Origin of the sequence: Pseudomonas sp. IT-P171 (assembly GCF_949767765.1) — a bacterium.
GTDB lineage: Bacteria > Pseudomonadota > Gammaproteobacteria > Pseudomonadales > Pseudomonadaceae > Aquipseudomonas > Aquipseudomonas fluorescens_B.
Genome location: NZ_CATKQN010000006.1, coordinates 102907 through 116703 on the forward strand (window position 1 = coordinate 102907; position 13797 = coordinate 116703).

At 55.9% G+C, this 13797-nt stretch carries 14 protein-coding genes and 1 tRNA gene; 13 read left to right on the forward strand and 2 right to left on the reverse strand.

All coding sequences use genetic code 11. The features are described 5' to 3' along the window. Positions 1-163 precede the first annotated feature (163 nt). Positions 164-1606 carry an NADP-dependent succinate-semialdehyde dehydrogenase gene (gabD, locus tag ACM6I5_RS05435; protein ID WP_414883330.1) on the reverse strand — a complete coding sequence of 481 codons (1443 nt, stop codon included), beginning with the start codon at positions 1604-1606 and terminating at the stop codon, positions 164-166. A gap of 349 nt (positions 1607-1955) precedes the next feature. Between gabD and ACM6I5_RS05440 the strand changes: the two genes are divergently transcribed. The 13 genes from ACM6I5_RS05440 (at position 1956) to ACM6I5_RS05500 (ending at position 13042) form a co-directional block, all read left to right on the forward strand. Further along, positions 1956-2032, forward strand: a tRNA-Arg gene (locus tag ACM6I5_RS05440). Positions 2033-2199: 167 nt separating this feature from the next. Then, entirely contained in the window at positions 2200-3435 is a 1236-nt protein-coding gene (locus tag ACM6I5_RS05445) for a tyrosine-type recombinase/integrase (protein WP_414883331.1), read from the forward strand. 243 nt (positions 3436-3678) lie between these two features. Continuing rightward, positions 3679-4599: a hypothetical protein gene (locus ACM6I5_RS05450; protein WP_414883332.1), complete on the forward strand. Its 921-nt coding sequence runs from the start codon at positions 3679-3681 to the stop codon at positions 4597-4599. 79 nt (positions 4600-4678) lie between these two features. Further along, positions 4679-4996: a helix-turn-helix transcriptional regulator gene (locus ACM6I5_RS05455; RefSeq protein ID WP_414883333.1), complete on the forward strand. Its 318-nt coding sequence runs from the start codon at positions 4679-4681 to the stop codon at positions 4994-4996. Next, a complete protein-coding gene (locus ACM6I5_RS05460; protein ID WP_414883334.1) occupies positions 4993-5601 on the forward strand; it encodes a hypothetical protein in 609 nt (202 codons plus the stop codon). The genes ACM6I5_RS05455 and ACM6I5_RS05460 overlap by 4 nt, the downstream gene beginning before the upstream one ends. Continuing rightward, a complete protein-coding gene (locus ACM6I5_RS05465; RefSeq protein ID WP_414883335.1) occupies positions 5598-5939 on the forward strand; it encodes a hypothetical protein in 342 nt (113 codons plus the stop codon). The genes ACM6I5_RS05460 and ACM6I5_RS05465 overlap by 4 nt, the downstream gene beginning before the upstream one ends. Positions 5940-6468: 529 nt before the next feature. After that, on the forward strand, positions 6469-6750 hold the full coding sequence (locus ACM6I5_RS05470; protein ID WP_414883336.1) for a hypothetical protein: 282 nt from the start codon (positions 6469-6471) through the stop codon (positions 6748-6750). Continuing rightward, complete coding sequence (locus tag ACM6I5_RS05475) at positions 6747-7031, forward strand: DUF3077 domain-containing protein (RefSeq protein ID WP_414883337.1); 285 nt, start codon at positions 6747-6749, stop codon at positions 7029-7031. Before ACM6I5_RS05470 ends, ACM6I5_RS05475 begins: the two co-directional genes overlap by 4 nt. Beyond that, entirely contained in the window at positions 7028-9919 is a 2892-nt protein-coding gene (locus ACM6I5_RS05480) for a DUF927 domain-containing protein (RefSeq protein WP_414883338.1), read from the forward strand. The genes ACM6I5_RS05475 and ACM6I5_RS05480 overlap by 4 nt, the downstream gene beginning before the upstream one ends. Before the next feature lie 86 nt (positions 9920-10005). Further along, entirely contained in the window at positions 10006-10848 is an 843-nt protein-coding gene (locus ACM6I5_RS05485; protein WP_414883339.1) for a chromosome segregation protein SMC, read from the forward strand. 63 nt (positions 10849-10911) lie between these two features. After that, complete coding sequence (locus ACM6I5_RS05490) at positions 10912-11097, forward strand: hypothetical protein (protein ID WP_414883340.1); 186 nt, start codon at positions 10912-10914, stop codon at positions 11095-11097. 333 nt (positions 11098-11430) lie between these two features. Next, the gene (locus ACM6I5_RS05495; protein ID WP_414883341.1) at positions 11431-12201 is read left to right on the forward strand and encodes a hypothetical protein; all 771 of its coding nucleotides are present in this window, start codon (positions 11431-11433) and stop codon (positions 12199-12201) included. A gap of 226 nt (positions 12202-12427) precedes the next feature. Continuing rightward, the gene (locus tag ACM6I5_RS05500) at positions 12428-13042 is read left to right on the forward strand and encodes a hypothetical protein (protein ID WP_414883342.1); all 615 of its coding nucleotides are present in this window, start codon (positions 12428-12430) and stop codon (positions 13040-13042) included. A gap of 265 nt (positions 13043-13307) precedes the next feature. Here the strand turns inward: ACM6I5_RS05500 and ACM6I5_RS05505 are convergent, their stop codons facing one another. Beyond that, positions 13308-13649, reverse strand: coding sequence for a hypothetical protein (locus ACM6I5_RS05505; protein ID WP_414883343.1), 342 nt, complete (start codon positions 13647-13649; stop codon positions 13308-13310). Between the last annotated feature and the right edge of the window lie 148 nt (positions 13650-13797).

Here is a 13797-nt window from a genome sequence, read left to right on the forward strand (position 1 = left end):
TCAAGGAAAATGCGGCGGGGTGCAACGGCGACAGCATGCGATGATCGACTGCCACAACGTTCCCGGCCACAGAGAAAATCCCGTTTGAAACACGCAAAGGAACAGCGCTCTCGTGCCCTTTGCGTTTGAAGCAATGCCTTGCCGTGGCCTGTCTGTTACGAGCTTAGATGCCCAGGCAGAGGTATTTGATTTCCAGGTAATCTTCGATGCCGTACTTGGAGCCTTCACGGCCCAGGCCCGACGCCTTGATGCCGCCGAACGGCGCGACTTCGTTGGAGATCAACCCGGTGTTGACGCCGACCATACCGTATTCCAGGGCTTCCGCCACACGGAACACACGGCCCAGGTCGCGAGCGTAGAAGTACGAGGCCAGACCGAACTCGGTATCGTTCGACATCGCGATCACTTCGGCTTCGTCTTTGAAGCGGAACAGCGGCGCCAATGGACCGAAGGTTTCTTCCTTGGCCACGGCTGCGTTCTTCGGCACGTTGGTCAGGATGGTCGGCTCGAAGAAGTTGCCTTCCATGCTCTTGCCGCCGGACAACACGGTTGCGCCTTTGGAAACGGCGTCAGCAATGTGCTCTTGAACCTTGGCCACGGCTTTTTCGTCGATCAGCGGACCGGTGGTGGTGCCTTCTTCCAGACCGTTGCCGATCTTGAGCTTGGACACGGCCACTTTCAGCTTCTCGGCGAACGCGTCGTAGACCGAATCCTGGATGTACAGACGGTTGGCGCAGACGCAGGTCTGACCGTTGTTGCGGTATTTGGAAATGATCGCGCCTTCGACGGCCTTATCCAGATCCGCATCGTCGAACACGATGAACGGCGCGTTGCCGCCCAGTTCCAGGGACACTTTCTTGATGTCCTTGGCGCATTCGGCCATCAGCTGACGACCGATTTCGGTCGAGCCAGTGAACGACAATTTACGCACGATCGGGTTGCTGGTCAGCTCGCTGCCGATGTCGCCGGCGCTACCGGAAACAACGCTGAACACGCCAGCAGGAATGCCGGCACGCTGGGCCAGTTCAGCCAGGGCGAATGCGGAAAACGGGGTTTGCGAAGCAGGCTTGAGCACCATGGTGCAACCGGCGGCCAGGGCCGGGCCGGCTTTACGGGTGATCATCGCGGCCGGGAAGTTCCACGGGGTGATTGCAGCGGTCACGCCGATTGGCTGCTTGATCACGATCAGGCGCTTGTCTGGCTGGTGGCCCGGAATCACGTCACCGTAGATGCGTTTGGCTTCTTCAGCGAACCACTCGATAAAGGAAGCGGCGTAAACGATTTCGCCCTTGGCTTCGGCCAATGGCTTGCCCTGTTCCATGGTCATCAGGCGAGCCAGGTCATCCTGGTTCTCGATGATCAGTTCGAACCAGCGACGCAGCTTGTTCGCACGGTCCTTGGCGGTCAGTGCACGCCAGGCCGGCAGCGCCTTGTCAGCGGCTACGATCGCACGGCGGGTTTCGGCAGCGCCCATTTTCGGCACGGTGCCCAGAATTTCGCCCGTTGCCGGGTTGTTGACCTTGATCGTCTGACCATTGTCCGCATCGACCCAAGCGCCATCGATGAAGGCTTGCTGGCGGAACAACTGGGTGTCTTTAAGCTGCATGTCGGCTTTCCTTAACAGCACCGCGACAGGCGCGGAGCAAATTATGATTGTAGAAAGGCGCCTCAAAAGGCTGCCGTCAGGGAAATCATTCACCGGGCTGAAGCACATAAATAGCGCACGGAATGAACTCGTGCGGTTCAGCACCCAGACAAGAGCGTTTGAAATCTCAAACGAATCCTAGGATCAAAGGGGTTAAAGGACAATAGCCTGTTCGAAAAAAAGAACGAAAACGCCGCATTTGCCCATTTTTTCTGATCAACGTAGCAAACGCAGGTTACGCTTCGGAAAAGCGCTGTCGATTCAGCGGCATGGACGCCTGCAGTGCATATGAGTATCATGGCGCCCGCTTGCACCAGTAGCTCAGCTGGATAGAGTACTGCCCTCCGAAGGCAGGGGTCGTGGGTTCGAATCCCGCCTGGTGCACCATATAGCAGTCTAGACCTGTCTCAGACAGTCTACGAAACACCCCAAGAAGCCCGCCCCGTGCGGGCTTTCTTGTTTCTGGCTATCCCTCCCTGTCTACCCCTATAACTTCACGCCGTGTATGCCCACGTGTATGCTTTGAGATTCATTGAACTGGAGGCATACACGCAGTGAAGCGTACTGAAATCAAACGCCGCCCACTGGCCGACACTACTCTTGCAGGCTTGGAGTCAGAGAGTGCGACGTACCGGGAGCAAGACGGCAACGGCTTGTATTTTCGGGTCAAGGCAAATGGGCAGAAGTCGTGGGAGTTGCGCTACAAAAAACCAGACGGGAAATGGTCTTGGCTGGGCCTAGGTGGTTACCCCGAAATCAGTGGGTCGCTAGCCAGGCAGAAGGCGGCGCAACTGCGGGATGACGCATCGACTGGTAAAAATCCTTTAGTCAGTAAGCAGGCTCGCAAGATTGCTGACCGGGTGGCTGCCAACAACACTTTCGAAGCGTTAGGGCGCGAATGGTTTGAGGCTCGCCGCTCAAGCTGGGAAGCCGGCACCTCCCGTCGAGTCCTTGGAGCCTTGGAGCTTCACGTATTCCCCGTTTTCGGCAAACGCATCTACACAGAAATACTGCCCCTTGAATGGATGGAGTTTCTGCGCGGCATGGAACAGAAAGGGATCATTGAGCAAATGGGCAGAGTTAGGGCTTTCTGCAAAGAGATCTACGACTTGGCACGAGTGACAGGCCGAGCGATCCACAACCCCCTTGAAGGCCTTAATAAATTTCTTCAGACACGTAGTGCTGAAAATTATGCACACGTATCAATAGAAGAGCTGCCCGCATTACTTCGAGCTATCAGCTCTTACCCTCACGCAAAAGATGTCCGTCTTGGGCTTCGTTTGCTTGCTCTGTTAGCGGCACGCCCGAGCGAGATTCGAGAAGCACGCTGGTCAGAAATCGATCTCAACAAAAAGCTCTGGACGATCCCAGCCGAAAGAATGAAGCGTCGGCGCGAGCATGTAGTGCCTCTATCTCGGCAGGCCATTGAATCGATAACGGAGCTGCGCACGCTGACAGGCGCATACCCCCTTCTCTTTCCTGGAAGAAAAGATCGAACCATTCCCCGAAGCAATACTGTCTTTCTGATGGCGCTGCGCAGGCTGGGATATGCGGGCCGGCAAACTGGCCATGGCTTCCGTCACATTGCTAGCACGATCCTTAATGAACAAGGATTCGACGAAAACCACATTGAGGCCCAGCTTTCTCATGTCAAAGAGGGAATTGCAGGGGTGTACAACAAGGCGGTGTACCTACCTCAGCGCAAAGTCATGATGCAGTGGTACGCAGATCATCTTGATGAGCTAGTAGTTGGCAATGTCGTGCAAGGCCAATTTGGAAAGGTGATATGAAACTCCTTATCCATTCCTCCCTCAACAACGGTGTTACGCGTGTTACAGGTGTTGCGTCACTCTGTAACCTATTGAATATAAAGGGATTAACTCACGTTACACGAAAAAATGCTCAACGCTACACCACGTGTTATGCGGTCGAATCGTGTAACAACATTCACCCAGCCACCTCCCTGTTGGTCGAGAAGGCTCTTGTCGTGAAACGCTGGATCCATGACCCAAAGCGGGGCCAAGGGGCGGTGTATGGACGATGAGAATATGCCGATTGGCCGCCTGGAGATTGCTGGCTTCGATGTCAGTAATTTGCTGTGGGAACAAGACGACATCGAACAGGCCGTGCGTGAGTTAGCGTTATATTCGCCGTTTCGAGATCATTTCAAAGAAGCGCTGGAGCTGGCCAATTACGCCACCTCATTCTGGCTTGAGGATGGCCGCTATCCTGATCGAGCAGGATCGGTGGTCGCTACGGTGTTTCGACTCCGCGACGAGATCGAGGACGATGCCAGCTGCGCTGATGCAGGTTCATTACCGAGTGTCATTCGACAGACCCTTAGCATTGATCGCGATGATGCGGACTCGCAGCTCGTGGCGACTTACGCGCTGGTGCAGAGCATTCAAGCTGTTCAGGTTCTCGCCAATTGGCTCTTTGAAACCGAACTCTACGTCTTCGACCTGGACGCAGACCTCATAGCCCAAATGCAAGCGACAGATCCCAAGAAATATTCCGCACTTGCCGAAAAGGAGCGACTTAAGGATCCAGCCGGGGAAATTGACGCTCGTGAATCCTTCCGCGCATTTATGGGCGATGCCGACAAGGCGCTCATGCTAGCGAGTCTCTACAGACAAGTTGAGGACACTGACGTATCGAAGGGTAATTTCAAAGTGGCTAATTTTCTAAGTGAGGCGCTGAGTAAAGCGTTTTCCGCCAAGGCCTCGCAAAGAGGCGCGGCTGCGGGCAAGGCCAACAGAAAGCCGGAGTCGGTAAAGCAGCAGGATGCCGCGAAGCTTTTCGAGCGCATTCGCAGTGCGGCTGACCGTCACATTTTGGCCAATCCTACTATTTCAGAGCTAGACCTGAAAAAAGCCTTGGTGAAAAAAGAACGCATAGCGTCTGAGCCTACCGTTAAAAAATACCTCATCATGGGTGGATACCTACCTCGATAAATTTCAATCAAAAGCAAACCGTGTTTGCTTTTTTTCCCCTCTCTAGTCTGTGCCTGTCTCTCACCATATAGGCACAGCTATGAACTCCCCTCTCCAAGAAGTAAACAGCAATACCACGATGGCAGAGCTTTCTCATAAGGCTCCTGCAAGTCCTTACACGTTGCTTGAGCTATTTGATGCCGCCTCCACGCTGATTCGCGTGAAACAGGTCATGGCAATCACTGGTATTGGTCGCGCTACCGTTTACAAACTGATGAACCAGCCTGAGAGCGGTTTTCCACAAGCCGTAAAACTCACCAATAGCACGGCACGCGGCGCGCCTGTAGCGTGGGTTCTGTCCGAAGTCCAAGCATGGGCACGCAGCCGCATTGAGGCGCGTGACCAGGTGGCCGCATGAAGCGCAATTACAGCCCTTTTAAGGGGCCGTTTCTCGACTCCTACAGCATCGGATTTCGCCTCTATCAAGCGGGAGCAATCAACTGGCGCCACCGCACCATCGCGGGCGTGAGCTGGAACGGCGAAGAGCAGGAAGCATTCTTTTTCAGCCCTGACGGCCTCGTTCTCCCACTCAAAGCCAATCCTTGGGAACTGCCCGAACTGATCCGCAAAAACGCGGTGCGCAGAGAGTTTTCCAGCATCCACGGTACGGGCCATTTCGCGATGAAAGAGGGCCGCCGCACCGCCCTGAAATCGCTGGGCTTGACCGAGTGGGTCACATATTGGCTGGTCGATCAATCGGCCGGATTTGCGAACGATCCGGCGGTCTGGCAACGCATCACGGATGAGGATCTCGCCGTGGAGAAAACCGCCACCGAGCGCCTTCACCACGACATGCGCTTGACCTCGGATCTGTCCCGCTATGTGGATGAATGCCTGGCACAGCAGCGCGAACTGCTCGCGGTAGAACATCGCCGACGGTGCGTCGAGGACAGCAAGATTTTGGCTTGGCTAAAAGGTGAAACACCGCCGCCGCTGTTCACCAATTTGCAGGAGGCGGCATGACACCGACCTTTCTCCCCCACCAGGCATTGGATCTTGTCGGCGCACTTCGAGAATCTTTGCCTTCTAGCGCAGAGATCAAGGGTCGCCAGCGTTTGCTCATCCTGCGCGATCAGGCGATCTCGGCCGGTGCTCAGGTGCTGATCGTGCTGTGGCATGACCTGCAGTGGACGCTGTTAGCGATTCAGCCGCCCGCAGACGTGGTGATCGGCGATGCTCGCGAGCTGATTCCCAACCTGCTGCGCAATCCCGAAGCGCTACAGCAGATGCGGCAACGCGCCGGCCAAGGCAACCACTTGCAGTGGCTCACCCTCGCTCGCCCCGCCACTACCCAGCACTAACGAAAACGCCCCCGGGAGCGATCCGGAGGCGTTGAGGTAAATCTACATGCCCACACAATTTATGCCGCATCGGAAAAATGCGCAAGATCTCTACACGGTTGCACTTTTGAAATCGGGACGTTACTCTCTGGCCGTCGCTGCAAATTCAGCGATTGGGCTTGGCGGCCCAAACAGTACAAGGCGCAACAGCGCCCCCATTACGATTGCAGGCGCTTTTTTTGTGCCCGCACTCCTGTGTTATGGCGGGTTGCGTAGGAGCACCCTCGGGTGCGCCGGTCTCCTTGTACGCCGGTCCGCCAATCCTGCGCAATCCGTCACCCATATCTGCTTGGCGGCAGACGGTGACGGTTCCTCAGTACAAGGAGCCTCACATGCAACACGCCCTCAATCCGTCCAAAAATCGCGCCGCTGCCCATCGAGCAATGGCTCTCGCCGCTTTACACGCCAACTCCAGCCTCGCTACACGTCTCACTCGATACAACGCCCATATGGCCAAAGCCCGCGCGCTCGAAGCCGCAGGCGGTGTCCAATGAACCAAGCCCTGAGCTTCTCCTTACCCGAGGATCTGCTTTGCGTCCACAAAGGCGCCGAAGCCGGTGTGCCGATTGACGCCATCACCTGCGCAGTGGATCGAGCCAACTCCGTGCTTTTGCTTCTTGAAGACCAGTTTGAGTGCGACGGTCCACGTCTGGCCAACCATGTCATCGCGGCGGCGCTGTGGGATGTTCGAGGAACATTGGGACTGATCCGCACCCTCGCCGTGCACGCCGACAACTCCACTCGGCCACCCATCATTGGAGGCGCCCAATGAACCCTTCTATGTTGATCAATACGGTGGGCGGCGCCACCTTTGCCAAGTGCAATGCTCAAAACCAACCACTGTTCCGTATCAATGCCGGCATTTCCTGCGAAGAAGCGCTCGAACAAGCGTCTCTACTCATGGACTGTGTGAACAAGCTGACCTTCCTGAGCGGCATGGAGAATGACAACGGGGCGATGGTCTGGGCTTCGCATTATTTGAGCGAGATGGCAAAGGCCATCATCGATGACGTTACCAGCGGGTTGCAACTGGCCCAGGGCGGTGGCGTATGAAGGCCTCTACCTCCAACGCCCGTCGTCCCACGTTCGCCCAAGTCAAAGCCGTTGCGTTACAGAACATTGATCGGGTGCTTGCCCATTGGCTGCCCAACGGTAAGCGCGTCGACGGCGGCAAGGAATACACCGCAGCCAATCCCACCCGCGCCGACAAGCGCGCCGGCTCTCTCAAGGTCAACTTGAGCAAAGGCACCTGGGCGGATTTTGCCACCGGCGACAAGGGCGGCGATCTGATCGATCTGGTGCGCTACTTGGATGGCGGTACCGATGTCGAAGCCTGCAACAAGCTGGCAGAGCTGCTACACGTTTCCGCTGGGGCGGCTCAATCAAATCCCGTTCCCAGCAAAAGCAAAACACCGGAGTGGCGTGCCATACAGCCGATCCCCGCCGAGGCCATGAACAAATGTCCGGCCAAACACCGACAGCACGGCGCACCTTCGAAAGTCTGGATGTATCGCGACACTCAGGGCCAGCCGGTCATGGCGCTCTACCGCTTCGATTTGGGCCAAGATGAAGACGGCAAACCGCGCAAGGTGTTTGCCCCCTTGACCTGGTGCCAACGTGCCGACGGTCAAACGCAGCAATGGCGTTGGCAAGGCTTGCCGGAGCCGCGTCCTCTGCTGCGCCTGGATGAACTGGCGCAACGCGCAGACGCACCAGTCATTCTGTGCGAAGGCGAAAAGGCCGCCGACGCCGCGGCGGAGCTGCTGCCCGGTTACGTGGCCACGTGCTGGCCGAACGGCTCGAACTCCTGGCACAAGGCCGACCTGACACCGCTCAAAGGTCGGTCCGTGGTGTTGTGGCCAGACAACGACGCCAGTGGCAAAAGCTGCATGGATGCCGTCGCGGTACAGGTGCAACAGATCGGCGCCGCGTCGGTGCGACTGATCGCTCTGGATGTCTTCAAACGCAAGCCCACGTTCACGAATGACCAGCCAATGTTCGCCAAGGGTGGCCAATGGGAAGACGGCGACGATGCGGCCGATGCCCACGCCAAAGGCTGGACGGCGGCGCACTTCGCCGAGCTGGAACGCAGCGGAGAATTGTTCGGCGTAGAGCCGGAGAAAGCATCGGCTGAACCACCCGAAGCCAAAGCCAAGCCGGCGACCAAGCGTGCAACGAAACCCAAAAACGATCTGTTGCCCGGTGGCTTTCGCCTGACACCCGAAGGCGTGTTTTATTCCGGTGACGATGGCGAAGCACGCCCGGTGTGTTCGCCGCTGGAGATCTTGGCGCGCACCCGAGATGCGCAAGGTCATAACTGGGGTTTGCTGGTCGAGTTCGACGATCCGGACGGGGCGAAAAAGCGTTGGAACATTCCGGCACGAACCATGACCGGTGACTTCGGCAAGGACGTACTCGGCCCACTGGTGGACATGGGCTTGCGCTTGGCCGGCAGCCGATCCGGACGCAATGCGCGCAACGACCTGCAGAGTTATCTCGGCGGCTTCGAGAGCGCCCAGCGCGCTCGATTGGTCACCCGCTTGGGGTGGCACGACAGCGCCTTCCTGCTGCCCGAACAACAGGTCGGCTCGCACACTGAACACCTGCACTTCTATGAGGCCGGTGCGCAGCTTCCACCGATCAGCGAAGCCGGCACCTTGGAGCAGTGGCAGGAGCAGATCGGTGCCTTGTGCATCGGTAACCACCGCTTGGCGTTTGTGGCCAGCGTGGCGTTCGCCGGCCCGCTGCTGCACATGCTCGGCCACGAATCGGGCGGCTTTCACCTCTACGGCGACAGCTCGGGCGGCAAGACCACCCATCTGCAAGTGGCCGCCTCGATCTACGGTGGGCCGCGTCTGGTGCGCTCCTGGCGCTCGACCGATAACGCCTTGGAATCCATCGCCGCCGCGCATTCAGACGGGCTCCTCGTGTTGGATGAAATCGGCATGTGTGACCCGCGCATCATTGGCGAAACGGTGTACATGCTCGGCAACGGCACCGGCAAGGCTCGCGCCAATGATCGCGGACAAGCCGGCCGCCAGGTGCAGGAGTGGCGTTTGCTGTTTCTCTCGACTGGCGAGAAGACCTTGGCGCAGCACATGGCTGAAGCCAACAAGGAACTGAAAGCCGGTATGGAAGTGCGCATGCTTGCCGTACCAGCGGATGCCAGCAAGGGCCTGGGCATGTTCGACGTATTGAACGGCTTTGATGACGCCGCCGCCCTCTCCGATGCACTCAAGGCACGGGTGGCCAAGTACTACGGCACACCGCTCACCGCCTTCCTGTCGGCCCTCTGTGAGCCCGGTAAGCAACATGCTTGGTCGGCGATCCTGCGCCACACCTTGGAGGGGTTCATCGCCAAGGCGCTGCCGGCCTCGGCCAGCGGTCAGGCGCACCGCGCAGCAGCCCGTTTCGGTCTGGCGGCCGCCGCCGGCGAACTGGCCACCGCGATGGGCATCACCGGCTGGCCAGACGGCACAGCCACCACCGCTGCCCGGGTATGTCTCAGTGCTTGGATGAATGAGCGCGGCGGCGCAGGGAACCTTGAAGGGGATGCGATCTTGGCGCGGTTGCGTCAGGTGATTGAACGCTTCGGTGAAAGCCGTTTCACCCGCTGGGAGTCGGCGGCCGCGAAAATCGATGAGCACGGTCCCCGCACCATCGACCGGTTGGGCTTTCGCAAGACGCTGGAGCACGGCCTGGGTGATGCACTGCACACCACCAACACCTACTACGTCCTGCCGGAGTCATGGCGTTCGGAGGTGTTCAAAGGCATGAACATTAATGCGGTGAACAAGGAGCTGATACGCCGTGGCGTCCTTGAGCCAGGTCCCAACGGCAAAGCCTCCTGCGCCGTCCGCTTACCCGGGATGGGCACACAGCGTTGCTACGTGGTGAAGACCGTGCCGGTAGCGGATGAGAGCGAGGCTCAGGCCGCCTGACGGCGGGCCTACTGACTGAGGTAGAGCCGGCTTAATCGGCCTCGCCAGCCACTGCGAACCCCAATTAAATCATCAGGACAAAACTCATGAACCGAATTGAACAACTGAAAGACACACGCGCCAATAAAGTCATCGAAATGGAGGCGCTCAAAAAGGAAATACCACCTTTTGAGTCAGCGCTTCACAGCGAGGACGTCATTAACAACGGTCGAGAGAGCGACGTTAGGCATGAAATCAGCAGTCGCCAAATCAAGATCGACTCGATCGATCATCAGATCTTCCGACTCGACCAAACGCTGGACCGCCTGGAGAAGCTGGCCAACCGAGAAAGCTTGATGGAAGGCTACATTACCGACATGGCCAACTGGATGGCGGATGAACTGGAGCTTAACGCTAAACGGCAAAGCCTGAGCACTCGCCTGGAGGAAATTCGTCAGCAAGCACAGGAAGAGATTACCAGCGCACGGCATGCTGAAACTCAGGCGGCTACCGCTTACGCACAGGCCGTGGCTTGGGGCGACGTCGAGGGCGAAAAAGCAGCTAGCACCGACGCTCAGAAAGCGGCGAAAAACCTCACTACCGCCACCGAACAACATCGCCGCCAGCTCCTGATCATCACCGCCTTGGAGCAAGAGCTGGCCATCGTAGACCGACACATCAGTGAGGCTCAGGTAGAACACCAAAAAATTGAGGATACGGCCTTGCGCCTGGCCCACAACGCCTTGGAGGAAGCGTGGAATGACGCCGCCCAAACGCTGCTGGATGTAGGCGGTAAGCTGTACGCGGCCGCTCGGCTGATAGGCCGCGACCCGGTGTCCTTAATGAAACTCGACATCCCCGAGCAGGGTGAAAACTTCGGCAGTTGGAGGTGGAGCGAACTGGCGGACCGTGGCCGCCAGCATCGCACGCGCGATCTGCTCTCGATGTAACTGCCGACTCCCTGAAACAGCCTGCTTTCGCGGGCTGTTTAATTCACCCCAAGGATCGAAGCCATGAACACAACGACACAAAACAGCTCATCCATTTCCGAAACGCTTAAGGCGAGAAAAGCCCACCTGAACGCCCTACTCAAGCTCGTGGATACTAAAATCGGAAAAAACACGGCGATGCAGAACCTCACCATCACTGCGATCAAAGCAGAAATGGGGCTAATCGAGCATAAGCTGAAAAAGCGGTGATCAAGATAAGCGGAAGCTCGCGAAAGCTTCCGTTGCATTCAAATTCGGCAGGCAGCTTCCGGCCGAGGTTTGTGTGAAAACGATTTAGAGCAGGTTTGATGGTCAGAACCGGAACGAAAATCGCATCTCTATGCAAATTTCAGGTCTGGCTGACCAACCAAACTCTGGCAAATTTTAAGCAGCAACGCGGACTTCAAAATGGTAAGTACGTTTTCACACAGCCTGGGCAGAGCGGACGTTCGCATTTTCTGCGAAACTGAGGGCGATTCACTATCCAAATCTCGAGGTTGGATACCATAATAATTCACTCGCTACAGGCCAAGGAACACGGCAATGCAGAAATCCCGGATACACAGATATTTCGTTTTTGGTTATAACTACAACTTACTGAAGCGAGAAGGCCTAGATGGATTTACTCTCAAAGAGGGAATCACCGATCTTTCGGAGTTTCTTGACTATCTCGACGAACTCGACCTTCAAGTTACAAAAGGCATAGCAAGCGATCTGATCAAATTACTCGAAAAACTGAAAACATCAAATCAAACACATATTACCGAAGAGCAAACTGCTCAAATAAAAGCAACCCTAGAAAAGCTTGACCCAACTTTAGACTCTGAGCTAGCTTTACGCTATGCATATATCTTAACAAAGAAAAGATACCCGCTCGAATCGTTGCTTACATCACCGAGTGAATTACTCTCTAAAATTTCAATTAGCACACTAGCCGCCACCACAAAAAAAGATTTCAGTGCTGCATGCAGATCTATTGCCTTCAGCCAACCAACTTCTGCAGCTTTTCATCTAATGCGGGCTTTGGAAGCGCAGGTAAAAGTGTTGTACTTTTCTTTTAAAAAAACAAAAAGATTGGACAAACCAATGTGGGGTCCAATGACTGCGCAATTACGTGATAAACGAGCACCAAAACCAAGCGCAAAGCTATTAGCTCATTTAGATGGGATGCGTATTCACTTTAGAAATCCAACCCAGCACCCCGACGCGTTTTATACAATGGACGAAGCTCAAGATTTACTTAATCAAACGATCAGCGCGATCAACATGATTGCCGCCGAGCTGCCGAAAAATGAATTCCCCCAGATTCTGTAGACACCTGAAGGCCGAATTTTAGCAAATATGGATGGGCACTTCTGAATTCAGGCTGTAAATGCTCATACAGACCAAGGGCCGCTTTGTGTCGATTGCTGTCCTTCTCAAAAGGCAGTAATCGACCCGAAACTGCCGCTGGAGCTGGAGGTTATTTATGTTGCTCCTCCCATGGACTACCGAATCGGCATCCTGCATGCTCCCTGACTTTTAATGTTGGGAACAAGGCATGTTGGGAACGGAAATCGTCATCAGGTTTACCTGGGTAAGTGTGGTGAAGGTTCTCTTTATCTCACCCGCAGTGGTGGTGCCCATCTGCTTCTTGCTGTACTTGCCGTGGGACAGCCCGAACGCCCCTGCTTGGGTTCAGGCTGTCGGATCTATTGCCGCGATTATTGCTGCGTGGTTGATTCCTTATCAGCACGAACAGATGCGAGTACGAAAGCAAAAGGAGGACTTGCTTGCCTCAGTTGCCTGGTTGGCGTTGCGGGTGAAGAACTCTTTCGATCACATGGCGGGCGTGATCCAAAGATCTGAACCTGAGGCCCGGGATGGTTGGTTGTTTCTGTCTGAGCCCAGCGACTGGGCGATACATCGAGATGCTGCTCGTGAATTCCCACTCGTGGGTTTCACGCGTGATGAAATATCCTGGCTGCTTTCTCTCCGCTCTGTAACGGAATTTGGGTTGTTGTGTGCCGAAACGCTCAAAGCGTGGGACTTCGAAGACAGCCCAAATCTGGCCCAAGACTTCCCCCATAACGACGGAATCGTATTCCACCGACCACAGATTGATTGGGTTTTGGGGCAACTCCCTCTGGGTCTTCGGCGCCGAGACTCTGTCTGACGGTACGGGGACAGATTTATTTTTCTCTATTCTAAATGCCCGCTCCTGGCCCATTTCTGCCTGTCGCCACCCTCAGTTATGTGGCTTGGGGCTGGCGACCAGTTAAACATTGAGAGTTGGATGGAGTGATGGTGTTAAATCCAGTCCGGGATACGGCTACCGCCCCCTAATGTTTGAGGCTTCAATCGACACGAACCTGTTAAGTGACCCGAGGTAACCGAATGCGGTTTAATGCCAGGCGGGCGAGCTAAGTGAGAGTACCCACTTACATCGACTTGACCGAGACCACTTCCACAAACCTGAATTTTTTTCTGGCCGTCTTAGTAGCTTCTTGTTCTGCGACTAGGGAGCTCAGCGTATCGGCCTCATGTACCATCTCGTGCATCTCGCCTTCAAATTCATTTCCCACACGGAGGGTGACTCTTAACCTAGGTGTGAAGCCTTTTGAGACTGTCTTTTTCTTCGCTGCCTTCACCGGTTGCACGATCACAACATCCGGGACTGTGTTCTGTACGTCTGAGTTAATTTCCGGCGCAGAGGGCTCAGAGGGCTCAGAATCACCGAATAGCGCCCGGCGCATCTCATCTTCCATCAATTCTGTATTCATACCATTTCTCAGAAGGGTGTTATCTATAACCTGATCGATTCTATCAGGATGGCCGGACTCTGTTTGTAAAGCGTCGCAGGGGTGAGACTTCAAGTGGTAAAGGGCCAGCAGATACCGGCGAGCGTCAGCGTCTGTCCATCTGCCGCTT

What these genes read in the sequence shown, in the direction of transcription:
- gabD (WP_414883330.1), bottom strand. Translation starts at nt 1,606, where the DNA reads ATGCAGCTTAAAGACACCCAGTTGTTCCGCCAGCAAGCCTTCATCGAT.
- ACM6I5_RS05450 (WP_414883332.1), top strand. Translation starts at nt 3,679, where the DNA reads ATGGACGATGAGAATATGCCGATTGGCCGCCTGGAGATTGCTGGCTTC.
- ACM6I5_RS05455 (WP_414883333.1), top strand. Translation starts at nt 4,679, where the DNA reads ATGAACTCCCCTCTCCAAGAAGTAAACAGCAATACCACGATGGCAGAG.
- ACM6I5_RS05460 (WP_414883334.1), top strand. Translation starts at nt 4,993, where the DNA reads ATGAAGCGCAATTACAGCCCTTTTAAGGGGCCGTTTCTCGACTCCTAC.
- ACM6I5_RS05465 (WP_414883335.1), top strand. Translation starts at nt 5,598, where the DNA reads ATGACACCGACCTTTCTCCCCCACCAGGCATTGGATCTTGTCGGCGCA.
- ACM6I5_RS05470 (WP_414883336.1), top strand. Translation starts at nt 6,469, where the DNA reads ATGAACCAAGCCCTGAGCTTCTCCTTACCCGAGGATCTGCTTTGCGTC.
- ACM6I5_RS05475 (WP_414883337.1), top strand. Translation starts at nt 6,747, where the DNA reads ATGAACCCTTCTATGTTGATCAATACGGTGGGCGGCGCCACCTTTGCC.
- ACM6I5_RS05480 (WP_414883338.1), top strand. Translation starts at nt 7,028, where the DNA reads ATGAAGGCCTCTACCTCCAACGCCCGTCGTCCCACGTTCGCCCAAGTC.
- ACM6I5_RS05485 (WP_414883339.1), top strand. Translation starts at nt 10,006, where the DNA reads ATGAACCGAATTGAACAACTGAAAGACACACGCGCCAATAAAGTCATC.
- ACM6I5_RS05490 (WP_414883340.1), top strand. Translation starts at nt 10,912, where the DNA reads ATGAACACAACGACACAAAACAGCTCATCCATTTCCGAAACGCTTAAG.
- ACM6I5_RS05495 (WP_414883341.1), top strand. Translation starts at nt 11,431, where the DNA reads ATGCAGAAATCCCGGATACACAGATATTTCGTTTTTGGTTATAACTAC.
- ACM6I5_RS05500 (WP_414883342.1), top strand. Translation starts at nt 12,428, where the DNA reads ATGTTGGGAACGGAAATCGTCATCAGGTTTACCTGGGTAAGTGTGGTG.
- ACM6I5_RS05505 (WP_414883343.1), bottom strand. Translation starts at nt 13,649, where the DNA reads ATGAATACAGAATTGATGGAAGATGAGATGCGCCGGGCGCTATTCGGT.